The organism is Metasolibacillus sp. FSL K6-0083, from assembly GCF_038630865.1.
Lineage (GTDB): Bacteria > Bacillota > Bacilli > Bacillales_A > Planococcaceae > Metasolibacillus > Metasolibacillus fluoroglycofenilyticus.
On the sequence record NZ_CP152046.1, the window covers coordinates 1482730 to 1506025 of the forward strand.

Here is a 23296-nt window from a genome sequence, read left to right on the forward strand (position 1 = left end):
TCTAACATTTTTTCTTTTTGTCCCAGCCTCTTACATCTTTAAAGAAAGTTCAGCTATCTGCCAAGCTTTCTATCCGTTGTGCTCCTGCGGTGGCTCTGCCATCCTCGTCGCATGTAAAACTTAAAGCTCTCCGGCTTTAAGTTTTACATGCCACTCCTTTAAAAATGGTATCTGTTCTTCTGAGATTGTGCCTGATTCCGAGGCTGCTTCTACTAAGTAATCGAAGTTTGTTAGTGATACATAGTGTACGCCGATTTCATCAAAGGCTTTTTCTGCTTTTGGTAGGTTGTATGTGTAGACACATACAACGCCTACGACTTCACAGCCTGCTGCGCGTAAAGCTTCTACTGCTGTGATAGATGAGCCACCTGTTGAGACGATGTCTTCTACTACGACTACTTTTTGTCCAGCTGCGTATTTACCTTCGATTTGGTTGCCGCGGCCGTGTTCCTTTGCTTTCGAGCGCACGTAGACCATTGGTAACTGTAAAATATCCGCTACCCATGCAGCGTGAGGGATGCCGGCTGTTGCTGTGCCTGCTACAACTTCTGTCTCTGGGAAAAATTCTTTAATATTTGCTGCTAAGCCGTTTGCAATTTGCTTGCGGATGGCTGGGTCTGAAATTGTTAGGCGTGTATCACAGTAAATTGGTGATTTAATGCCTGATGCCCATGTGAATAAATTTGTTGGATTTAATTCTACTGCTCCTACTTGCAACATTGCATGAGCGATTTCTTTTTGTAATGCCATGTTATTTTGCCTCCCATAATTGACAAACTTCTTTGTATGCCTGTACTGGATTTGCTGCACCTGTAATCGCACGTCCAACAACGATATGCGTTGAGCCGTCACGTTTTGCGCCATCTGGCGTAGCAATACGTTTTTGGTCATGTGCATCTCCGCCTAACATGCGAATACCCGGTGTTACACGTAAAAAATCTTCTCCACATGCTTCAGCAATTGCCTTTGCCTCGTGCACAGAGCAAACGACACCGTTTAAACCTGCCTCTTTCGTTAATTTTGCATAATGCAAAACAGATTCCTGCAAGGATAATGCGATTTTTTGCTCCGCTTGCATTTGCTCTTCTGTTGTCGATGTTAATTGTGTGACAGCGATTAATATTGGGCGCTTGTTACCTGCCGCTGTTCCTGCCTCTAGACCTTCTAAAGCGCCCTCCATCATCGGTTTGCCACCTGCTGCATGGACATTGATTAAATCAATGCCTAAGCGTGCTAAACCTTTCATTGCAGATCGCACTGTGTTCGGAATATCATGGAGTTTTAAATCTAAAAAGATTGCGTGCCCCTGCTCTTTTATTTTATTCACAATGCTTGGACCTTCCTGCATATAAAGCTCCATGCCGACTTTTACGAACAATGGCTCATTAAATTGCTGTAAAAAGTGAAACACTTCTTTCTCGCTTGGAAAGTCAAGCGCAATAATCGGTTTGTTGTTCATTAACGGTGACTCCTTCCGATAATTTCTGAAATATGACCTACACCTAGCTCATCTAGCTTTGCTGGCAATGCCTCGATAATATTTGGACAAACGAAATGGTCGACGAAGTTTGCTGTACCAACCGCTACCGCTGAAGCACCTGCCGACATAAAATCAATAACGTCCTGTACGTTCGTAACGCCACCCATGCCGATAATTGGAATAGTAACTGCCTTATATACTTCGTAAACCATGCGAATCGCAACAGGCTTTACCGCAGGGCCAGATAGCCCCCCTGTTCCATTAGCGATTACAGGCTTTCCTGTTTTTTCGTGTAGACGCATGCCGACTAATGTATTAATCATCGTAATACCGTCTGCACCGCCCGCTTCTACTGCCTTTGCGATATCTACAACACTCGTAACATTCGGTGATAGCTTTACATAAACTGGAACGCTTGATACAGCCTTCACCGCCGCGGTTAATTCCTGTGCTGTTGCAGGGTCTGTTCCAAACTGGATACCGCCACATTTAACATTCGGACAAGAAATATTGAGCTCTAGTGCTTTAACATTTGCCGCGGTCGAAATTTGGCGTGCCACCTCTACATAGTCAGCCACCTCTGTGCCTGCTACATTGGCGATAATCGGCACATCATAGCCTTCTAAAAACTTCAATTCTTCGTTCATTACTTTTTCAAGACCAGGGTTTTGTAGCCCGATTGCGTTTAACATGCCCGCTGCTGTTTCGGCTACACGTGGTGTTGGATTGCCCGCGCGAGTTTCTAGCGTTGTAGCCTTAATCATTATAGCGCCTAGCTTTGATAAATCATAAAGCTGCGCATATTCACGTCCGAAGCCAAAGCAGCCAGATGCTGGCATAATCGGGTTTTTTAACGATAATCCGGGTAACTCTAAATTGATACGGCTCATAATTGGACAACTCCTTTCGGGAATACCGGCCCATCTGAGCACACCTTTACATAATCTTTCTCCACCTGCTCTGTCGTTTGGCAAACGCAGGCGAAGCAAGCGCCGATACCGCAGCCCATGCGCTCCTCAAATGATAAATAGCCCTCTTTATGTGGATAAGTATTTTCCATTGCTTTTAACATCGGCAATGGACCACAACAATAAAACACATCAAATTCTGGCTTTAAGTCGTCTAACAATGTCGTGACAAAACCTTTCGTCCCTTTTGTTCCATCTACCGTTACATAATATGTGTCGCCTAGCTTGTTAAACTGTTGCTCATAAAATGTCACGTTATCGGATTGGAAGCCAAGAACGTGAATTGTGCGTACACCACGCGCATTAAGCTGCTTTGACAACTCATGGAGTGGTGGTACACCAATTCCCCCACCTACTAAAAGCGCTGTTCCATCAACAGGGGCTGCTTCAACAGGAAAACCATGACCAAGTGGACCGAGCACGTCAATTTCTTGACCGGCAACTGCTAATGATAGCACAGTTGTTCCTCGACCTTCCGCGCGATAGATCATTGTAAATTGTTGATTTTCCTTGTTGACATCAGCAATACTAATTGGTCGACGCAATAGCGGCTCAAATGTATCCGATACTTTGACATGAACGAACTGCCCAGGACTCATATCCTGGACAAGCTCTCCTTGTAGTACAAGCTCAAAAATATTATGAGCGATTTTTACTTGGCGAACGACTGTCATACGCTCACTTCGAATCATGATTACTTAACCTCCGCTTTTGGCATTTCTTCTGCTGTAAATGTCATTGATTCAATAACGCGCAGCATCGCCTCCGCTGTATCTAGCGATGTTAAACATGGCACACCATTTTCTACAGATTCACGACGAATGCGGAAGCCATCGCGTGCAGGCTGTTTACCTTTTGTTAATGTGTTGATAACTAACTGTGCCTCACCATTTTGAATCACATCGATTAGTGTTTTGCCTTTTGCACCGATTTTTTCAACAACATCTGTGCGTATACCAGCGGCTTCGAAGCTTCTTGCTGTACCTTCTGTTGCCATAATGCGGTAACCGACCTTTGAGAAGCGTTTTGCGATAGCAATCGCTTCTTCCTTATCTTTATCAGACACAGTGAATAATACTGTACCGTATGTTTTAATCTCAGTTCCAGCAGCTACTAAACCTTTGTAAAGTGCCTTTTCTAATGTAGCGTCTTTGCCCATTACTTCGCCTGTTGATTTCATTTCAGGGCCTAATGTAATGTCTACGCGACGCAGCTTCGCGAATGAAAATACTGGCACTTTAACAAATACGCCTGATTGCTCAGGAGCTAAACCAGTTGGATAGCCTTGCGCTGGAATTGCTTGTCCTAAAATAGCTTTTGTTGCGATATTTGCCATTGGGATGTTCGTAATTTTACTTAAAAATGGTACTGTACGCGATGAACGAGGATTTACTTCGATTACATAAATTTCTCCTTCGCTCATAACATATTGAATATTCATTAAACCAACGATCCCTAGGCCCCTTGCTAGACGTGTCGTATAATCAACTAACGTTTCCTTTTGCGCATCTGTTAGCTTTTGTGGTGGATACACAGAAATCGAGTCACCAGAGTGTACGCCTGCGCGCTCAATATGCTCCATAATGCCCGGAATCAATACATTTTCACCGTCGCAAATCGCATCAACTTCAATTTCCTGCCCCGTTAAATAGCGGTCAACGAGCACCGGATGGTCTGGAGAAGCCTCAACCGCATGCTCCATATAATGAGCTAATTCTTCCATGTTATAAACGATTTCCATTGCGCGACCGCCAAGTACATACGACGGACGTACTAATACTGGGAAGCCAAGCTTTTCAGCAATTGCCATTGCACCTTCTGCTGAAGTAGCTGTATCGCCAGGGGGCTGTGGAATATTCAATTCTTTTAAGGCATGTTCAAATTTATCACGGTTTTCCGCGCGGTCAATATCTTCCAATGACGTACCTAAAATTTTCACACCGTTTGCTTCTAGTTTGTCCGCTAAATTAATCGCTGTTTGCCCACCGAATTGCACAACAACGCCGATTGGTTGTTCTAAGTCGATAATGTGCATAACATCCTCAATCGTTAATGGCTCGAAATACAGCTTATCTGAAATTGAGAAGTCTGTTGATACAGTTTCAGGATTTGAGTTAATAATAATCGCCTCATAGCCTGCCTCTTGAATCGCCCATACAGAGTGTACTGTTGCATAGTCGAACTCTACACCTTGACCGATGCGAATTGGACCTGAACCTAATACAACAACAGACGGCTTATCCGTGCGTACGGATTCATTTTCTTCTTCGTATGTGCCGTAGAAATACGGTGTTTGTGATTCAAATTCCGCTGCACAAGTATCAACCATTTTGTAAACAGGGATAATGCCATGCTCTTTACGGAAGTCATAAACAGCTTCTGGCGTTGTTTCCCAAAGCTCTGCAATCTTTTTATCCGCGAAGCCTAAGCGTTTTGCTGAACGCAATACGTCCTGATTATTTTTATTAGTAGCTAATGTGCTTTCCATTGCAACAATTTTTTCTAATTTTTTCAGGAACCATAAGTCGATTGCTGACCATTCATGAATTTGCTCGATTGTTACACCACGGCGTAACGCCTCACCGATAAAGAATAAACGCTCATCTCCTGCTTTACGGATACGCTTTTCTATCCACGTATCTGTCAGTTCTTCAGGATGCTTCATTTCAATATGAACATGACCTGTTTCAAGTGAGCGAACAGCCTTTAATAACGCTTCTTCAAATGTGCGACCAAGTGCCATTACCTCACCAGTTGCCTTCATTTGCGTACCTAAATTACGCTTTGCTGATTCGAATTTATCAAATGGCCAGCGTGGAATTTTTGCTACGATATAGTCAATTGACGGCTCAAAGCATGCAAATGTTGAGCCTGTAACAGGGTTTTTAATTTCATCTAAAGTTAAGCCGACTGCGATTTTTGCTGCTAGCTTTGCAATAGGATAGCCTGTTGCCTTCGATGCTAGTGCAGATGAACGCGAAACACGTGGGTTAACTTCAATTACATAGTATTGGAAGCTATTTGGGTCTAGTGCCAATTGGACATTACAACCACCTTCAATTTTCAATGCCCGAATAATGTCTAAAGAAATATTACGCAGCATTTGATATTCACGGTCAGATAATGTTTGAACTGGTGCAACTACGATTGAATCACCTGTATGAATACCTACAGGGTCAAAGTTTTCCATGCTACATACAACGATTGCATTATCAGCAGCATCACGCATTACTTCATACTCAATCTCTTTAAAGCCCGCAATTGATTTTTCAAGTAAGCATTGTGTTACTGGTGAATATTTTAAACCTGACGTTACAATTTCTTCTAGCTCCTGGTCGTTATGACAAATACCACCACCTGTACCGCCTAAAGTGAAGGCAGGGCGTACAATAACTGGGAAACCGATTTTTTCAACAAAGCGTTTTGCCTCTTCTAAATTGTGGATAATATCTGACTCTGGTACAGGTGCACCTAATTCATACATTAAATTACGGAATAAATCACGGTCCTCTGCTTTATGAATCGCATCAAGCTTCGTTCCTAAAATTTCAATGCCCAGCTCATCTAAAATGCCCGATTCATGTAATTCAATCGCCATGTTTAAGCCTGTTTGTCCACCTAATGTTGGTAAAAGAGCATCTGGGCGTTCTTTACGTAAAATACGTGAAACAAATTCTAATGAAATCGGCTCGATGTACACTTTATCTGCAATTTCTGTATCCGTCATAATTGTCGCAGGATTTGAGTTAATTAAAATGACGCGGTAGCCCTCTTCTTTTAATGATAAACAAGCTTGTGTACCAGCATAGTCAAACTCTGCAGCTTGACCGATAACGATTGGACCTGATCCGATAACTAAAATTGAATTTATATCTGTACGTTTAGGCATGTTTTTTCTCCTTTTCTGCTTCCATCATGTCAATGAATTCGTCGAATAAGTGATTTGAATCTTCCGGGCCTGGTGATGCTTCAGGGTGATATTGCACAGTAAAGATTGGGTATGTTTTATGACGTAATCCTTCAACTGTTCCATCATTTAATGCAATATGTGTAATTTCTAAATCAGTATTTGCTAATGACTCTGCATCCACTGCATAGCCATGGTTTTGAGATGTTAATTCAGTACGTCCTGTGCGCAAATCTTTCACTGGGTGATTAGCCCCGCGATGTCCGAATGGTAATTTAAAGCTTGTTGCGCCGCTTGCTAATGCAAAGAGCTGGTGACCTAAGCAAATACCGAACATCGGCACTTTCCCAATTAAATTTTTAATTGTTTCGATACCCTCTGTTACATCTGCTGGATTGCCCGGACCGTTTGATAGCATAATGCCATCTGGATGCCACGCTAAAATTTGCTCTGCTGATGTATTGTAAGGTACGACAAGTACATCACAATCACGTTTATTCAGCTCTCGCAAAATACCGTGCTTCATGCCGAAATTCATGACAACAACGCGCTTGCCACGCCCCGGTGATGGATAAGCTGCTTTAGGTGATACCTCTCTTACATGGTGTGTAATAAGTGGCGTCGCTTGTAAATGTGCGACGATTTCTTCTACATTCACTTCCTCATCCGCAGCAGTTAAAATGGCGCGTACTACACCTTTTGAGCGAATAATGCGCGTTAGTTTACGTGTATCGATGCCCTCAATTCCCGGGATATCTTGGCTTTTCAAATAATCATTTAATGTCATGTCACAGCGGAAGTTTGATGGATACTCCTCTAGCTCACGCACTACAAAGCCACGAATTGTTGGCGTAATTCCTTCAAAATCATCTCGGTTAATACCGTAATTCCCGATTAAAGGATATGTTAACGTTACGATTTGTCCATAAAAGGATGGGTCTGATAATGTTTCCTGATAGCCAGTCATACCTGTTGTAAATACGACCTCCCCTTGTGAAGCTCTATCACTACCAAATGCGATACCGTTGAATACTGTACCGTCTTCTAAAATTAATGAGCGCTTTTTCATTATTATTGTGCCTCCTCGTATGCGATTTTGCCTTCAACCATCGTTAATATTGGCCAGCCCTTAGCGACCCAACCATTAAATGGTGTATTACGACCTTTTGTTACAAATCCTTCTGCATCGACTGTTTGCTCTTTCGTTAAATCAATAATTGTTAAATCCGCCGATGCACCTACTGTTAATGTGCCATATGGCAAATCAAAAATTTGAGAAGGCTTCACTGTCATCCAGTCAATTAATTGCTTTAATGTCCATTTCCCTGTTTCAACAAAGCTTGTATATAACAATGGGAAGGCTGTTTCAAAGCCTACGATGCCGAATGGTGCGCCTACCATACCGCAGCACTTTTCCTCTACTGTATGTGGCGCATGGTCTGTTGCGATGCAATCAATCGTGCCATCTAATAATGCTGCATGTAAAGAATCTTTATCATCTGCTGCACGTAGTGGTGGATTCATTTTCCAATTCGCATCATCTGAAGGAATGTCCATTTCCTCTAGCAATAAATGATGTGGGCATACCTCAGCCGTTACACGAATGCCTGCTGCCTTTGCATCACGTACTGCACGTACAGACTCCTTCGTTGAGACATGACAAACATGGTAGCGTGCGCCTGCTGCTTCCGCTAATAAGACGTCACGTGCAATTTGCACCGATTCACAAATCGAAGGAATACCCGGTAAGCCAAGCTCTTTATTACGTTTGCCCTCATGCATCACACCTTCGTAAATTAAAGAGTTATCTTCACAGTGTGCGACAACGATTGCATCAAGGCGAGCTGCTTCCTTCATTTGCTCATACATCGTTGCTGCTAGCTGAATACCTACACCATCATCTGAAAAGGCTACTGCACCATGAGCTTTAAGTTCTTCCATATTTGTACGCACTTCACCGGAGATATCTTTCGTTAGCGAGCCATAAGGCAATACGCGAATAACTGCACTTTCTTTAATCAAGCCTTGAATTAATTGCATATTTTCAACTGAATCTGGTACTGGCTTCGTATTTGGCATGGCACAAATTGTTGTAAAGCCACCTTTTGCTGCTGATGCTGTACCAGTAGCAATCGTTTCTTTATGCTCAAAGCCCGGTTCACGTAAATGTGTATGAACATCGACAAAGCCCGGTGCTACTAAATTCCCTTGACCATCAATGACTTGTGCGGAGGCTGGTTGTTCGCCACCAATTGCTGTAATTTTACCTTCTTCAATTGTAATGCTTGTCGTTACTAGCTCACTTGCTTCATTCACCATTTTTACGTTATGGATAAAAGTTGTCATGTTATTCTCTCTCCTTCAGAATTGTTTCTAAAATAGCCATACGTGCATAGACGCCGTTTCGCACTTGCTGGAAAATACGTGAACGCTCACATTCTACAAGTTGGTCGGCAATTTCAACATCGCGATTTACTGGGGCAGGATGCATAATAATGGCCCCCTTCTTCATTTGTGCCTCACGCGCTACCGTTAAACCATATTGCTCATGATAGCTTTCTTTAGAAAAGCTCTTACTTACTGAATGACGCTCATGCTGAATGCGTAGTAGCATAATGACATCACTATCTTGAATCAAATCATCCCATGAATGATGTGCTTCAAAGTGACCCGCCCATTCTGCCGGACATAGAAAGCGTACATTCGCACCTAGCCTTGTCAATGCAGCTGCATTCGACTTTGCCACACGACTATGAGATATATCCCCCACAATCGTAATATTTAAGTTTTCAAATGTGCCAAACTCTTTTTGAATCGTGTATAAATCAAGCAGACTTTGCGATGGATGCTGCCCTGCTCCATCCCCTGCATTGATTACAGCGCAATTAATTCCCTCTAAAAGCTCATTGTAATATTCATCTTCCTTTGCACGAATGATGACTGCATCTAGTCCAATCATTTCAAGTGTCTTTACCGTATCGTACATCGTTTCACCCTTTAGTGCACTTGAAAATTCGGCATCGAATGGAATGACTGTACAGCCTATACGGCGCTCAGCCATTTCAAAGCTTGTTTTCGTTCTCGTGCTAGGCTCAAAAAATAAATTAGCGACATTGTAGGAGCGCAATAACTTTGACGGCTCCCCATTTTCAAAAGCTTTCGCTCGCTCTAAAATGTGTAAAATTTCTTCATTTGTTAAATGCTCCATGGATAATAAATTTTTCATTTGACTGCCTCCATTTACAATGTGCTAAATTCTCATTACAACGCTTCTTGAAGTCTAAAATTCTCGAAAATATTCGCTTCAATAGGCTTTTATTGTCCCATTACTTTTCCTCGAAGCTGTTAACCTCTTTTTCGCGACCAGGTAATAATAAGTTTAATAAGACACCGACAATTGCTGCGAGCGCCATTCCTTCTACTTTAAATGCGCTTGTGAAGTGGAAGGCTGCACCGCCTATACCGATGACTAAAATAACGGATGAAATAACTAAATTACGATTGTTGCCGAAGTCAATATTATTTTCTACAAGCATACGTAGACCGCTTGAAGCGATAATCCCGAATAGCAAAATGGAAATACCACCGAGCACTGCTGTTGGAATCGTTTGAATTAATGCCATTGCTTTCCCAATGAAGGAGAAGATAATCGCAAGTACGGCTGCGCCTAGAATGACATAAACCGAATAAACACGCGTGATGGCTAGTACACCGATATTTTCACCATATGTTGTTTTTGGCGGACCACCGATTAAAGCACTTAAAAATGTGCCAAGCCCATCCCCTAAAATCGAACGATGCAAGCCAGGGTCCTTAATATAATTGCGATTAACAACCTTTCCTAATACAAGCTGATGTCCGATATGCTCTGATAATGTGACGATGACAATTGGAACCATCGCCCAAAAGATTGTTGACGTAATAGCAAATTCATAATGCACGCCTGGTATTAAAAAGTCTGGCATTGCGAGCCAGCTCGCTTCTTTCACTGCTGTGAAATCAACAATTCCGATAAGTACCGCATAGATATAGCCGATAACTATGCCGAGTAAAATCGGCATTGCACTTAAAATGTTTTTGAAATAGACCGTGAAAATAATCGCTGCAAATAATGTGACTAATGCCACTGTGAAATGCTTAAAGCTATAAACGCTTGCTAGCACCGTTTCTCCTGTTGCCTCATCGAGCGTTTCTACCGTTATGTTCATCGCCATATCGACGGCTGTTCCTGCTAGTGCCAAACCGATGACCATAATAACAGGTGCGACAACGATTGGCGGTAAAATATTCATTAACCATTTATAGCCTGTTTTCCATATAATTAATGCAACAATTCCATATGTAACACCGACTAGCATCGCCCCAATCATCGCGTTTCCAGGGTTCATATTTTGGCCATTCTCTAGCCCGCCTGAGGCAACCAAAATCGGCGCAATAAAGGCGAAGGAGGAACCTAAGTATGCAGGTACTTTAAATTGAGTAATTAATAAAAATACAATTGTTGCAATCCCGCTCGTTAAGAGGGCCATTGCAGGGCTTAGCCCTACTAGCTTTGGCACTAAAATTGTCGCACCAAACATTGCGAACATATGCTGGAAACTTAATGTTATTAATTGAATAGTTGATGGTCTTTCACGAATATCTAACAGTGGCTTTGACATATTGTTCCTCCTAATTTTACTACTCATTATTTTTATGAATGCTTACTTGGTCTAATCCGTCTACTTCAACTAAGCTAACGACGATGCGTTCTTGTCCAGATGTCGGTATGTTTTTCCCTACATAGTCCGCACGAATTGGCAATTCACGATGTCCTCGGTCAACTAAAACAGCGAGTTGAATTTGTGCTGGTCGACCCAAATCCATTACCGCATCGAGCGCGGCACGTACTGTACGTCCTGTATATAGCACATCATCGATTAAGACGATTTTTTGTTCGCTCACTTGATAATCAATCGCTACTTGCTGTACTTGTGCTTCCTCTTGATTTTCTGTCAAGTCGTCGCGGTATAATGTAATATCTAGCTCCCCTGTGCGAATCGGTTGCCCTTCGATAGCTTCAATGCGCTCTGCTAGCCGCCTCGCTAAATAGGCCCCCCGCGTTTTAATCCCTACTAAAATACACTCTTCAATTCCTTTGTTACGCTCAATTATTTCATGCGCGATACGTGTTAAGGCGCGATTCATTGAGGCGCTATCAAGCAAAACATTTATATTTGACATACGGTATCCCCTTTCTAAATTATGCAAAAAAGCCTCTCAAGCAGTTGCTTGAGAGGCTGAAAATTCCATGTTGAAATAACGTGTAGCAAGAATTTTGCGCACAAAAATCCCCTACACTTCACAAGTTCCCTTCTCAGCCTCTCTGGACTGCCATTAAAGGTGCAATATTCGCTTTTACTGTTACTCAGTATAATACTATCGTTAGTTGATGTCAATAACTACTCGCGCAACTCCGCAAGCAATTGTTCAAAATCCTTTGGTAGCGCTGCTGAAAATTCTAAATACCCGCCTGTTGCAGGGTGGACAAAGCCTAATACACCCGCATGTAGCACTTGTCCATTGAAATCAATTGTTTTCTTCGGTCCATATTTCGGGTCACCTACTAGTGGAAATCCAATATATTGCATATGGACGCGAATTTGATGCGTACGCCCTGTTTCCAAACGGCATTCCACTAAAGTATAATCCCCTAGGCGTTCTATCACTTGGAAATGGGTAACAGCATGCTTGCCATTATCAACAACAGCCTGCTTTTGACGATCCTTTGTATCGCGTCCAATTGGTGCATCAATTGTCCCTTTATCATGCGCGATATGACCGTGTACCAATGCTGTATATTTGCGTGTCACTGATTTTGCTACGAGCTGGTTTACTAATGATTCATGCGCCGTATCATTTTTAGCCACCATCAATAAACCCGATGTATCTTTGTCGATGCGATGGACAATACCAGGTCGCAATACACCATTAATTCCTGATAAATCTTTGCAATGATGCATTAATCCATTGACAAGTGTACCGCTCATATGCCCCGGTGCAGGGTGCACAACCATCCCTTTTGGCTTGTTAACAACGACTACATCTGCATCCTCATAAACGATGTCTAGTGCTAAATTTTCAGCAACGACTTCTAATTGCTCAGGCTCCGGAACATCGACTTCAATAATATCGCCCTCCCTCACCTTATACTTTGCTTTAACTTCCGCACCATTTACTTTTATTACGCCATCTGTTAGCCAATTGCTAATTTGTGTACGCGACCATTCTGTTTGTATATGTGCGAGCGCTTTATCTATGCGCTCACCTGCCCGCTCAGCTTCAATTGTATATTTGACTACTGTCATTGTTTCACCTTTTTCTTTTGTTGTTGATCATCTAAAATAATTGCAATTAATAACATGACAACTGCAATTGATAGGGCAGCATCCGCCACATTAAAAATCGGGAATTCGTAATTGATAATCGGTATAAGTACATCGACAAAATCGACTACTTCTCCTCTGAATAAACGATCGATAAAATTCCCTACAGCCCCACCAAACAGTAGCATTAAGCTTGCTTGCAATAGCGGCTTGCCCTTTGCCTCGGTATAGAAAAAATAAAGAATAGCAATAATGACACCAATCGTTACAATAGTAAATAACCACATTTGTCCTTGCAGCATTCCCCATGCCGCTCCTTTATTGCGATGTGATAACAGGCCAAGCCAAGGGTCCCAAAGGGCAATCCGCTCACCTATTTCCATATTTTTAACAACCATCCATTTTGTTATTTGATCCAATAAAATAGCAAGTATCGCTATTCCATAATACTTCTTCACAGATGCCGCCTCCGTTTACCCCGTATTAACAGGCTGTAGAATCCCCACTTCAAAACTAGAATTGAAAATCAGTTACACCTCGGCATACGTCCAGATTTTTTCGAGCTAACCAGTGGAAGTTAACCTAAAATCGTCACGTCCTGCGCCATCTGCCGAGGCTTATGCTGGTCACTCAGTCGTCACACGTATAGCGGCGCTCTTAGACTGAGCTCCCTTTGATTTGAAATGCTTTTTTTGCATTCATCTCTTGTTGGATCAGATTAAATTGTTTGAGTGGGAAATCAACAGCTTGTAAAAATCCGATTTGTGAAATTATCAATCAGTGAAAGATTCCACTGATTGAAGGTTCACTTTACACAATATGTTATCCATTTTACCACAGTCCGTCTAAGACGAATAATATTATCTTTTAGGTGATGTAAAAGATAATATTTTTCAAAACTTTATTCAATGTTCGAAAGGTATGTTCTTCCTTCCTCCTTGCATACATTACATCATACTTCGATTGGAGAGGAGTTTTTCTATGCCAAAAATTTGCTCAGTTAGTACATACCAAATGCCATACACACTAACACAGCAGGAGGCAAAGCAATTAACAGCGGACCTTTTTCAGCAGCACATGCCACGACTAGAAAGATTATTACAAGTTTTTCACAACGGCGGAATTGACAAGCGTCAGCTCTGCATATCGCCAGAATGGCATCGCACGCCACGCTCCTTTGCAGAGCGCAATCAATTATATGTGGAGCTAGCAACACAGTATAGCGTTGAAGTCATTCAACAATGTTTAAAAAATGAAGATTTTCTTGCCTCACCTATCACTCCTGACAGCGTGGATGCTATTATTTTTGTCAGCACAACAGGGCTAGCAACACCGAGTATTGATGCACGCATTATGAATATATTACCCTTTTCAGAGCGCTTGCGACGCATTCCGCTGTGGGGCCTTGGTTGTGCTGGTGGCGCAGCAGGCATTAGTCGAGCCTTTGATTTTTGCAAAGCTTATCCGACTGCAAAGGTGCTCGTCGTTTGCGTAGAGCTATGTAGCTTAACATTCCAAACTGAGGATATACGCAAAAGCAATATCATTGGTGCATCGTTATTTGCTGACGGAGCTGCTGCGGTTCTCGTCTGTGGGGATGAAGCGGAGATTGCACTGCAATGTGCTGTACCACATATTGTTCATAGCGGCTCGAAACTATGGCCACATTCCGAGCAAGTAATGGGCTGGGATATACAAAATAGCGGCTTGCATGTTATTTTTCAAAAAAGCATTCCTTCTATAATCAATCGCTGGCTCCGTCCATTTATAGCAGAATTTTTAGAGGAACAATACTTAACAGAGCGTGATGTTGCTTATTTTATCGCACATCCAGGTGGCAAAAAGGTGCTTAAAGCTTATGAGCAAGCATTATTTTTAACAACTGAACAAACGGCAACTGCCCGCATGATTTTGCAGCAATACGGTAATATGTCTTCCCCCACTGTGCTCTATGTACTGGAACAATTTATGTTAGAAAATAAAAAATCTGACGAATTTGGTATGCTTGTTGCGCTAGGTCCAGGCTTTTGTGGTGAGGCTGTATTAGTGAAATGGGGTGAATAAGGGTGATTTATTTATTTATATTGATTATTATTTTACAGCGCTTTGTTGAGCTTATAATTGCACGTCATAATGAACGTTGGCTACGTGCACAAGGGGCATATGAAGTCGGCACAAATCATTACCCACATATGCTTGCATTGCATAGCAGCTTTTTTATCGTCCTACTTTTAGAAATAACATTGAAAAAACCATCACTATCCCCTTTATTTCCTATATTACTTCTATTATTTGTCGTTGTACAAGGTTTGCGCGTATGGTGTATCTATTCATTAGGTCGATTTTGGAATACCAAAATTTTCATTTTGCCACATGCACCAGTCATACGAAAAGGACCTTATCGCTTTATGCGCCATCCTAATTATTTTGTCGTCAGCCTTGAAATTCTGTTATTGCCCTTTATGTTTCAGGCCTATTTCAGCGCATTTATTTTTACCGTATTAAATGCCGTCATACTATCTGTACGCATTCCCATTGAGGAACGGGCATTACGACAAGCAACAAACTATAATGAAGCGTTTAAATAAATAATAAAGCTATATGTATTAATTAACTAATTATAAAGAACATTCTTCTTTCTAAAGTGACTATCATCTAAGCAAAAAAGCATGAGGTTGTCTGAAAAGCAGTGCATTCGCAATATATACTACGACGAGTAATCGAGGAACACACCTTTCAGACAACCCCATATAATTTCTGCTTACAATGATTTTTCCGCCCAAATCAATGCCTCGCTATACAACTCATCCATCTCATAGACATTCACCCCTAATTTTTCTCCAAATCCCTCGAGTTGGTCCCACTCTAACTTGCTTAACGCAATGCTAAATTGTAAAAACGGCGTCATATCTGTTTGTTGACCTAAAAGTGTATGAACTACATTATCAGATAGGGGAAGATTTTGTACTATTTCCTCCAAATTTCTTCTTAACAATGTATCAATTAACGAAAACATACCAACTAAAAAATATTCAGAGGGATTTTGCTTCTTATTACGTTTTGCTACTATTTCGCAAACCTTCGCTCGAAAAAGAGATGTACGCATAATTTCTTCACGAAAATCCTCGCTATTTTCTATTTGTATTTCACTCATCGCTATAAAATAAATCCATTTTCTTAAATTTGGTATACCTATCATCATAATCGCTTGTCTTATTGATTGAATTCTCGATTTAAATTGCCCTGTTGCGATATTGATTGTTTGTAAAAGTTTATATGTTAAAGACAAATCACGCTCAATATTTTCCGCGATTAACTGAACATTTGGTTCTTCTTCATTTAACAATAACAATGTATTTAAATATTGAATCGTATTGGGGGGAATACTTACACCAGCCAAAATTTGTGGCTTCTCGAAAAAATAGCCTTGGAATAATTTATAGCCTAACGTAAAAGCACTATTAAACTCTCCATATGTTTCAACCTTTTCTGCAAGTAACTGAATATGTGGAAAATTCATTTTTACTTTTCTTTCAATTTTAAGCCGTTCCTCCATGTCGGATAATAGAAAGTCAATTTTAATAAAATCTACATGTCGAAAGAGCTCATCATATTCTTCTATTTGTTCATTTAAAATAAAATCATCTAGCGCAATTTTAAAACCTTTTTCTTTTAATGCATACACTCTTTTAATAAGCATCTTTGTAATAGGTATATCCTCAAGTATTTCTATTACTACTTGAGCTGGATCTAGCCAATCAAAAATAGAGCTATACAATAAATTTTCAGTAAAGTTTACAAAGATAGGCTTGTCCTTCATCACTCGTTCTGCACCAATATGTAAAAGGCTATTTACCAACACTTTTACGGTTGCTGTGTCGGAATCTATATTGGGAAATTCGTTTAAATTTTTACTTCTATATAATAATTCATAAGCTATAACTTCCTTCTTAGCATTAAAAATCGGCTGTCTTCCAACAAAAATATCCATTCAATACCCCTTCTTTTTACATAACCTATTGTATAATTAACCCAATTTAATTTTTAACAGACGCACTATTCAATATAAGCTATAGCTCTAAACAATTACTGAACAATAACAATGGATAGAATAAATTATCTAGGCTATATAAGGGAAAGTTAACCGTAAATTTCTACATAAATTTTCAACTAACAATTTAAAAAGGCCCCTAATTAAATAGGATATTTTTCATCTACTTAATAAGGAGCCTACCTATTTTATTGATTACGCCTACGTTTTGTGGGAAATGCATTGCAATACTTTAAAAGCGGGATTAGAATAGACGAGATATTTTTTAACATAGCTTCATTCTATTAAACTGAAAATTCGAACTTCTTTACAATGATTTTTCCGCCCAAGCTAACGCCTCGCTATATAGCTCATCCATCTCATGTATATTTAATCCTATATTTTCTCCTAATGCTTGAAGCTTGTCCCACTCTAATTTGTCGAGTGCCATGCTAAATTGTAAGTATGGTGTCATTTCTGTTTGCTGACCCAGAATTGTATCAATAACACGATTAGATAAAGGTAACTTTTGGACAATTTCTTCTAATGTGCTCTTTAATAATATATCAATTAAAGAAAACATGCCGACTAAAAAATATTCTGGATGATTTTTCTTCCTGTTACGCTTTGCTAATATTTCACAAACCTTTGCGCGAAATAAAGAGGCACGCATAATTTCCTCAAAAAAATCCTCCTCGTCATCAATTTGGCGCTCACCCATTGCGACGAAATAAATCCATTTTCTTAAATTCGGTATACCAATCATCATAATTGCCTGTCTAATTGAATAAATTCTTACCTTTACATGCCCAGTTGCATTATTAATCATTTGCAGCAATTTATATGCTAGTGATAAATCCTTTTCAATGTTTTGAGCAATTAATTGTACATTTGGATTTTCCTCACTTAATAATAGCAAAATGTTTAAATACGGAATCGTATTTGGTGGGATGCTATTGCCTTTGACAATTTGCGGCTTTTCAAAAAAATAGCCTTGGAATAACTGATAATTCGAGGCCTTCGCTGTCTTAAATTGATCATACTCCTCCACCTTTTCAGCTAGCAGTTGAATATGTGGAAATTTCTCTTGTACTTTTCTTTCAATTTTTTTGCGCTCTTCAAGCGTTGTTGCCAAAAAGTCGATTTTAATATAATCGATATATTGAAACAACTCATTATAGCTTTCCACTTGCTTATCCAAAACAAAATCATCGAGAGCTACTTTAAAACCTTTTTCTTTTAACTCACGTACTCGTTGAATGAGTTTTGGCGTAATCTGTACGTTTTCTAAAATTTCAATAACTACTTGTGATGATTTTAAAAGCTGGTCGATGGAGCTTTCCAATAAATTTTCTGTGAAATTTATAAAGACAGGTTTCCCTTGAGTAATTTTTTCTGCTCCTATATGCAAAAATGAATTAATCAGTACTTTAATTGTCGCTACATCTTCATTAATCATTGGAAATGCAGTCAGATTTTTATTACGATACAATAATTCGTATGCGATAATTTGTTTATTCGCATTAAAAATTGGCTGCCTTCCTACAAACACTTCCACTATTATTTCACCCCCTTGTATTTACATATTTTTCACCCACTAGATGATTATATCAAACTTATATTAAAAATAGGTTAAAAAGACCCAAAAAAATTCCTATTAAAAAGAAGAAAAATAGAGTAATTATAAACTACACAAGCAATGCCTTTCTAGCTAATTTCATCCCTTTCTCTCACAAATAATCTATGTTTATGCTGTTATAATTGAAAATACTATATATTTATGAAAAAGAGGCTTCAAGTTTCGTATTTTCAACCTTTAAATAAATGTATACATTTTTGAACAATTTAATAAAACAAAAATTGCCTGAAAAGCATGCAAACGCATCACTTTTCAGGCAACTCCTTATTCTAAATTATTAAACATAATATTTCTCTACAACATCCGCGCAACGTGTACATAATGTAGGGTGATTTGCATTTGTGCCAACATTTTGTGAAATTGTCCAGCAACGCTCACATTTTTCACCCTGTGCTTTTTCAACAACAATCGCTGTTTTATCCAATACTAATGCATGATTTGGTGCATCTGCCTTCGCACCAGCCACTTCGAACGCTGAAACGATTGATAATTGGGCAAAATTAACATTAGCATCTTGTAAGAGTACCGCTACTTCTTCATCTGCATAAACTGTTAATTTGGCCTCTAATGATTTACCGATTGTTTTAGCATTACGCGCTTCTTCTAACGCTTTTAACACCTCATCACGTACCGCAATTACTTTCGTCCACTTTGTGCGTAAGTCTGCAAAGTTTGCTTGCTCATCTACCTCTGGGAAATCTGTTAATTGAACTGAAGCTTCCTCTTGCCCTAAGTAAGACCATAGCTCGTCTGTCGTATGCGGTAAAATTGGCGTTAGCACTTTTAATAATGTCATTAACGTATCATACATAACTGTTTGCATTGCACGGCGGTCTTGTTGGTCTGCCCCCTCAATATAAACAACATCTTTTGCAATATCTAAATAGAATGAAGATAGCTCAATTGCCACAAAATTATTAACAACCGTATAAACTGTTGAGAATTCATAGCGGTCATATGCTGCACGTACAGTTTTTAAAACCTCCTGTAAACGCATATACATATATTGGTCCATTTCACGTAGCTCACTATAGGTAACACGGTCTGACGCTGGATTGAAGTCAGAAACGTTACCATGTAGGAAACGCAGTGTATTACGAATTTTACGGTATACTTCTGAAACCTGCTTTAACATATCCATTGAAATACGTACATCACCTGTGTAGTCGACAGATGCCACCCATAAACGTAAAATATCGGCACCGTATTGGTCCATTACTTTTTGCGGGATAATGACATTTCCTAATGATTTACTCATTTTGCGCCCTTCACCGTCTAATACGAATCCATGTGTTAATAGACCTTTATATGGTGCATGACCATTAATAGCTACAGATGTGATTAATGATGAGTTAAACCAGCCACGGTGTTGGTCAGAGCCTTCTAAGTAAAGGTCTGCTGGATACTGCATTCCTCGCTCTACAAGCACACCCTGATGTGATGAACCCGAGTCGAACCAAACATCCATAATATCGTTTTCTTTCGTAAATTCACCGTTCGGACTACTTGGATGCGTGAAGCCTTCTGGTAATAATTCCTTTGCCTCTTTTTGGAACCAAATATTTGAGCCGTGTTGACGGAATAATGCTGCCACATGCGCAATCGTTTCAGGTGTAATAATTGCTTCACCATTTTCTCCATAGAAAATTGGAATCGGTACACCCCATGCACGCTGACGTGAAATAACCCAATCGCCACGGTCACGAATCATATTATAAAGTCGCGTTTCCCCCCATGCTGGTGTAAAGGCTGTTGCAGTTACCGCGCTTAATAATTCGTCACGGAACATCTCTACAGATGCAAACCATTGTGGTGTTGCACGATAAATAACAGGCTTTTTCGTACGCCAGTCATGTGGATAAGAGTGTGTGAAGAAGTTGAGCTTTTCTAATGCGCCTACTTCTTTTAGCTTTTCGGTAATCGCTTTATTCGCCTCGTCATAGAACATACCCTCAAAGCCAGGTGCTTCATTCGTATAGCATCCACGATTATCAACAGGCGATAACACAGGAAGTCCATATAGTTTCCCAACATTAAAGTCGTCTTCCCCGTGCCCTGGTGCAGTATGCACACAGCCCGTACCAGCATCTGCTGTTACATGGTCACCTAGCATTACTAATGAATCACGGTCATAAAACGGATGCGCTGCGACAACGCGGTCTAATGCCTCTCCTTTTAATTCCTGTACAATTTCATAGTTTTCCCATTGTAATTCTGTTGCAATTGTCTCTAATAAATCTTTCGCAATGATAAATTTGTTATCAGCAATTGCTACTACTACATATGTTAATTCAGGGTTTACTGTAATCCCAAGGTTGGCAGGTAATGTCCAAGGCGTTGTCGTCCAAATAATAAATTTTGCATCCGCTGGTACAGCACCCTTTGTATCTTTAATCGTAAAGCTTACATAAATAGATGGTGATTTCACATCTTTATACTCAATTTCTGCTTCTGCTAACGCTGACTCTGAAGAAGGTGACCAATAAACCGGCTTCAAGCCTTTATAAATATAGCCCTTCTCTGCCATTTTACCGAACACTTCAATTTGGCGTGCTTCAAACTCTGGCTTTAATGTAATATATGGGTTTTCCCAATCACCGCGCACACCTAGGCGTTTAAATTGCTCACGCTGATTATCGATTTGCTCATATGCATACTCTTCACAAAGCTTACGGAATTCTGCAACTGACATTTCTTTACGCTTAACACCTTTATTTGTCAATGCCTGCTCGATCGGTAAGCCATGTGTGTCCCAGCCCGGCACATATGGTGCATTGTAGCCAGTCATCGAACGATGGCGCACAATCATATCCTTTAACACTTTATTTAAAGCGTGACCGATATGGATATCACCATTTGCATATGGTGGTCCATCATGTAATACATAATGCGGTCGACCTTTCGTGCGCTCCTCTACTAACTGATAAATATTTTGCTCGTTCCATCTTTCTTGAATTTTAGGCTCGTTTGCTGGTAAATTTCCGCGCATCGGGAAATCCGTTTTCGGCATTAATAACGTTTCTTTATACTCTACCATTTGTTAAAACCCTCCTTAATAAATAAAAAAGCCTCTCATCCCTCGAAAAAGGGACGAGAAGCTATAACTCGTGGTACCACCCTAATTTACACAAAAATTGTGTCTCTTAGAACGCTGTAACATAGCGTTAAACGAAATTACCTACTAGAAGTCGTTTTCAGTAATTTAGCTAAGAAGTGATGTTCCGTTTTAATTGTTTCGTCTGAGCTCCCACTATCCCCAAATCGCTAATCAGCAATTAAAACATACTGTCTTCCTTAAATGCTATTATTCATATGTATCCACAGTATATGAAAAACAGAAAAAAACGTCAAGTTCTATAAGCTAATCGATTTAGAAATTTTAATGTGGGCGTCCAAAATGCGTGCAAAGCACTGCTTTTTAGACAGCCCTATTAAAGTCTAGATTCGTGTCAGCTAAGACGTAATGGATATGACAAGAAGCCTTTAGTTTTCGTCGTTTTCGCCTACTTTTACTTGCTCTTGAATATCAGTTAAGTCCACATCGTATTCAAGCAAATGCTCCCAGTCATCGGTATTTAATAAATCTAGCTGTGCTTCAACGAGCATTTTGAAGCGATTGCGGAAAACCTTTGATTGCTTTTTCAGCTCATCAATTTCAATTGTAATTTTACGTGCTTTTGTCAAAGCATCGTTAACAATGCGATCAGCATTTTTTTCAGCCTCTTTGACAATGAGCTTCGCTTCCTTTTGTGAATTACGACGAAGCTCCTCAGCAGCATCCTGTGCTACAACGATGGATTTTTGCAATGTATCTTCAAGCGTATTAAAATGATTAATTTGCTGTGACATCATTTTCACTTTCTCTTCAAGCTCTTTTTTGTCGCGCAAAATAATTTCATAATCTTTAATAATTTGGTTTAAAAATTCATTTACTTCGTCCTCCGCATAGCCGCGAAAGCCTCTCGTAAACTCCTTATTATGTATATCAAGCGGTGATAACGGCATTACATGACACTCCTTTATCTATTCGTCTTTTCGTCTATTATAAAGCTTTTATGCAATTATGAATATGGTAATTCATAAAAAACAAGCCATTTTTATGATTTTTGCTCTAAACGACCTATTTGTAAACGAATTTTATCCTTTTTTGTTCGTCCTTCCGTCATAAGTACCTTGAAGCGTCCAAAACCCCTGACAGAAACGATATCACCCTCTTGCAATTCAAAGCTTGCATTCTCGCGCACCGTCCAATTGACCTTCACTCTGCCTGATGATACTAAGTTTTGTGACTTTTGACGTGACATATTTAAAATCGTTGCAATCACAACATCTAGTCGCATCGAAGGTATTAAAACAAGCTGCTCTACCCATTGCTCTTCTAATTGAATAAGCGGTATTTGCTCCTCTACTTCCTCTAGATGAACCTTTACTTTTCCAATGCTCGTCAAATTAGCTCTTACGTAATCAGCAACTTCACCTGCAACTGCAAATTGAATCGTGCTCTCCGCTACTCGAATATCCCCAAACTTGCTTCTATCTATCCCTAGTGATAATAGTGCGCCAAGCACATCAGGATGCTTTAATTGCACAAATTTTGCGGGATATTGAACGCGGAAAATAGTAATTTGAAACTCCTCAGTTGTTGCTGCAAAATAGCTTGGTGCAATGATTAGGCGTTCGCGCTCTGCTGCATCAAATTTGCCCTCTGTCTTTACTTGTAAATCGTCCGTCTGTCCGATAATAGAAAATACGATAAAACGTTCTCGCGGGTCTAAAAAATCAGTTAGTTTCGGTGCATAACGATCCTCTACTTCTCGTTGCCAGCCCACAACTTGTTCAATAAATGGCTGCTCATCCTTCCTAAAATGCTGAACTAAACGCTCCATTTTTTTATCTCCATTTTCCAA

19 protein-coding genes and 1 other annotated feature are annotated in these 23296 nt (G+C 40.1%); of the genes, 2 read left to right on the forward strand and 17 right to left on the reverse strand.

Annotated features, from left to right (window positions below; translation table 11 throughout):
• Nucleotides 1-120: 120 nt before the first annotated feature.
• From pyrE to lspA, 12 genes are all read right to left on the reverse strand, one after another.
• Nucleotides 121-750 (reverse strand): orotate phosphoribosyltransferase, encoded by a 630-nt coding sequence (gene pyrE, locus MHB51_RS07100; RefSeq protein WP_066169862.1) that lies wholly within the window; start codon nucleotides 748-750, stop codon nucleotides 121-123.
• Between the two features lies 1 nt (nucleotide 751).
• Entirely contained in the window at nucleotides 752-1459 is a 708-nt protein-coding gene (pyrF, locus tag MHB51_RS07105) for an orotidine-5'-phosphate decarboxylase (RefSeq protein WP_342559280.1), read from the reverse strand.
• On the reverse strand, nucleotides 1459-2370 hold the full coding sequence (locus tag MHB51_RS07110) for a dihydroorotate dehydrogenase (RefSeq protein ID WP_342559281.1): 912 nt from the start codon (nucleotides 2368-2370) through the stop codon (nucleotides 1459-1461). Before MHB51_RS07110 ends, pyrF begins: the two co-directional genes overlap by 1 nt.
• Nucleotides 2367-3140, reverse strand: a complete 774-nt coding sequence (locus MHB51_RS07115) for a dihydroorotate dehydrogenase electron transfer subunit (RefSeq protein WP_342559282.1) — start codon at nucleotides 3138-3140, stop codon at nucleotides 2367-2369. Before MHB51_RS07115 ends, MHB51_RS07110 begins: the two co-directional genes overlap by 4 nt.
• A 2-nt stretch (nucleotides 3141-3142) precedes the next feature.
• Nucleotides 3143-6337: a carbamoyl-phosphate synthase large subunit gene (carB, locus tag MHB51_RS07120; RefSeq protein ID WP_107942256.1), complete on the reverse strand. Its 3195-nt coding sequence runs from the start codon at nucleotides 6335-6337 to the stop codon at nucleotides 3143-3145.
• Nucleotides 6330-7424, reverse strand: a complete 1095-nt coding sequence (locus MHB51_RS07125; protein ID WP_342559283.1) for a carbamoyl phosphate synthase small subunit — start codon at nucleotides 7422-7424, stop codon at nucleotides 6330-6332. The genes carB and MHB51_RS07125 overlap by 8 nt, the downstream gene beginning before the upstream one ends.
• A 2-nt stretch (nucleotides 7425-7426) precedes the next feature.
• Nucleotides 7427-8701 carry a dihydroorotase gene (locus tag MHB51_RS07130; protein ID WP_066169844.1) on the reverse strand — a complete coding sequence of 425 codons (1275 nt, stop codon included), beginning with the start codon at nucleotides 8699-8701 and terminating at the stop codon, nucleotides 7427-7429.
• Between the two features lies 1 nt (nucleotide 8702).
• Nucleotides 8703-9581, reverse strand: a complete 879-nt coding sequence (locus tag MHB51_RS07135) for an aspartate carbamoyltransferase catalytic subunit (RefSeq protein ID WP_107942253.1) — start codon at nucleotides 9579-9581, stop codon at nucleotides 8703-8705.
• A 100-nt stretch (nucleotides 9582-9681) separates the two neighbouring features.
• The gene (locus tag MHB51_RS07140) at nucleotides 9682-11016 is read right to left on the reverse strand and encodes a solute carrier family 23 protein (protein ID WP_342559284.1); all 1335 of its coding nucleotides are present in this window, start codon (nucleotides 11014-11016) and stop codon (nucleotides 9682-9684) included.
• 19 nt (nucleotides 11017-11035) lie between these two features.
• Complete coding sequence (gene pyrR, locus MHB51_RS07145) at nucleotides 11036-11578, reverse strand: bifunctional pyr operon transcriptional regulator/uracil phosphoribosyltransferase PyrR (protein ID WP_066169837.1); 543 nt, start codon at nucleotides 11576-11578, stop codon at nucleotides 11036-11038.
• A gap of 218 nt (nucleotides 11579-11796) precedes the next feature.
• Nucleotides 11797-12702 (reverse strand): RluA family pseudouridine synthase, encoded by a 906-nt coding sequence (locus MHB51_RS07150; RefSeq protein ID WP_066169833.1) that lies wholly within the window; start codon nucleotides 12700-12702, stop codon nucleotides 11797-11799.
• Nucleotides 12699-13178 carry a signal peptidase II gene (gene lspA / locus MHB51_RS07155; RefSeq protein ID WP_066169831.1) on the reverse strand — a complete coding sequence of 160 codons (480 nt, stop codon included), beginning with the start codon at nucleotides 13176-13178 and terminating at the stop codon, nucleotides 12699-12701. Before lspA ends, MHB51_RS07150 begins: the two co-directional genes overlap by 4 nt.
• A gap of 523 nt (nucleotides 13179-13701) precedes the next feature.
• Here lspA and MHB51_RS07160 point away from each other — a divergent pair.
• Nucleotides 13702-14784, forward strand: coding sequence for a 3-oxoacyl-[acyl-carrier-protein] synthase III C-terminal domain-containing protein (locus MHB51_RS07160; protein ID WP_342559285.1), 1083 nt, complete (start codon nucleotides 13702-13704; stop codon nucleotides 14782-14784).
• Nucleotides 14781-15308 carry an isoprenylcysteine carboxylmethyltransferase family protein gene (locus tag MHB51_RS07165; RefSeq protein ID WP_342559475.1) on the forward strand — a complete coding sequence of 176 codons (528 nt, stop codon included), beginning with the start codon at nucleotides 14781-14783 and terminating at the stop codon, nucleotides 15306-15308. The genes MHB51_RS07160 and MHB51_RS07165 overlap by 4 nt, the downstream gene beginning before the upstream one ends.
• Before the next feature lie 173 nt (nucleotides 15309-15481).
• Here MHB51_RS07165 and MHB51_RS07170 read toward each other — a convergent pair whose 3' ends face one another.
• The 5 genes from MHB51_RS07170 to MHB51_RS07190 form a co-directional block, all read right to left on the reverse strand.
• Nucleotides 15482-16711 (reverse strand): HDOD domain-containing protein, encoded by a 1230-nt coding sequence (locus MHB51_RS07170; RefSeq protein ID WP_066169824.1) that lies wholly within the window; start codon nucleotides 16709-16711, stop codon nucleotides 15482-15484.
• A gap of 367 nt (nucleotides 16712-17078) precedes the next feature.
• A complete protein-coding gene (locus tag MHB51_RS07175) occupies nucleotides 17079-18308 on the reverse strand; it encodes an HDOD domain-containing protein (RefSeq protein WP_342559286.1) in 1230 nt (409 codons plus the stop codon).
• A 358-nt stretch (nucleotides 18309-18666) separates the two neighbouring features.
• The gene (gene ileS / locus MHB51_RS07180) at nucleotides 18667-21426 is read right to left on the reverse strand and encodes an isoleucine--tRNA ligase (protein WP_342559287.1); all 2760 of its coding nucleotides are present in this window, start codon (nucleotides 21424-21426) and stop codon (nucleotides 18667-18669) included.
• 46 nt (nucleotides 21427-21472) lie between these two features.
• Nucleotides 21473-21697: a binding site (T-box leader), on the reverse strand.
• 175 nt (nucleotides 21698-21872) lie between these two features.
• The gene (locus MHB51_RS07185) at nucleotides 21873-22394 is read right to left on the reverse strand and encodes a DivIVA domain-containing protein (RefSeq protein ID WP_066169815.1); all 522 of its coding nucleotides are present in this window, start codon (nucleotides 22392-22394) and stop codon (nucleotides 21873-21875) included.
• A gap of 92 nt (nucleotides 22395-22486) precedes the next feature.
• Nucleotides 22487-23275: an RNA-binding protein gene (locus tag MHB51_RS07190; protein WP_066170305.1), complete on the reverse strand. Its 789-nt coding sequence runs from the start codon at nucleotides 23273-23275 to the stop codon at nucleotides 22487-22489.
• Nucleotides 23276-23296 lie beyond the last annotated feature (21 nt).

Coding starts and splice junctions, on each gene's coding strand:
- MHB51_RS07130 (WP_066169844.1), bottom strand. CDS start 8,701: ATGACAACTTTTATCCATAACGTAAAAATGGTGAATGAAGCAAGTGAG.
- MHB51_RS07135 (WP_107942253.1), bottom strand. CDS start 9,581: ATGAAAAATTTATTATCCATGGAGCATTTAACAAATGAAGAAATTTTA.
- MHB51_RS07150 (WP_066169833.1), bottom strand. CDS start 12,702: ATGACAGTAGTCAAATATACAATTGAAGCTGAGCGGGCAGGTGAGCGC.
- pyrE (WP_066169862.1), bottom strand. CDS start 750: ATGGCATTACAAAAAGAAATCGCTCATGCAATGTTGCAAGTAGGAGCA.
- MHB51_RS07125 (WP_342559283.1), bottom strand. CDS start 7,424: ATGAAAAAGCGCTCATTAATTTTAGAAGACGGTACAGTATTCAACGGT.
- pyrF (WP_342559280.1), bottom strand. CDS start 1,459: ATGAACAACAAACCGATTATTGCGCTTGACTTTCCAAGCGAGAAAGAA.
- carB (WP_107942256.1), bottom strand. CDS start 6,337: ATGCCTAAACGTACAGATATAAATTCAATTTTAGTTATCGGATCAGGT.
- MHB51_RS07185 (WP_066169815.1), bottom strand. CDS start 22,394: ATGCCGTTATCACCGCTTGATATACATAATAAGGAGTTTACGAGAGGC.
- MHB51_RS07160 (WP_342559285.1), top strand. CDS start 13,702: ATGCCAAAAATTTGCTCAGTTAGTACATACCAAATGCCATACACACTA.
- pyrR (WP_066169837.1), bottom strand. CDS start 11,578: ATGTCAAATATAAATGTTTTGCTTGATAGCGCCTCAATGAATCGCGCC.
- MHB51_RS07140 (WP_342559284.1), bottom strand. CDS start 11,016: ATGTCAAAGCCACTGTTAGATATTCGTGAAAGACCATCAACTATTCAA.
- MHB51_RS07115 (WP_342559282.1), bottom strand. CDS start 3,140: ATGATTCGAAGTGAGCGTATGACAGTCGTTCGCCAAGTAAAAATCGCT.
- MHB51_RS07170 (WP_066169824.1), bottom strand. CDS start 16,711: ATGGATATTTTTGTTGGAAGACAGCCGATTTTTAATGCTAAGAAGGAA.
- MHB51_RS07110 (WP_342559281.1), bottom strand. CDS start 2,370: ATGAGCCGTATCAATTTAGAGTTACCCGGATTATCGTTAAAAAACCCG.
- ileS (WP_342559287.1), bottom strand. CDS start 21,426: ATGGTAGAGTATAAAGAAACGTTATTAATGCCGAAAACGGATTTCCCG.
- MHB51_RS07190 (WP_066170305.1), bottom strand. CDS start 23,275: ATGGAGCGTTTAGTTCAGCATTTTAGGAAGGATGAGCAGCCATTTATT.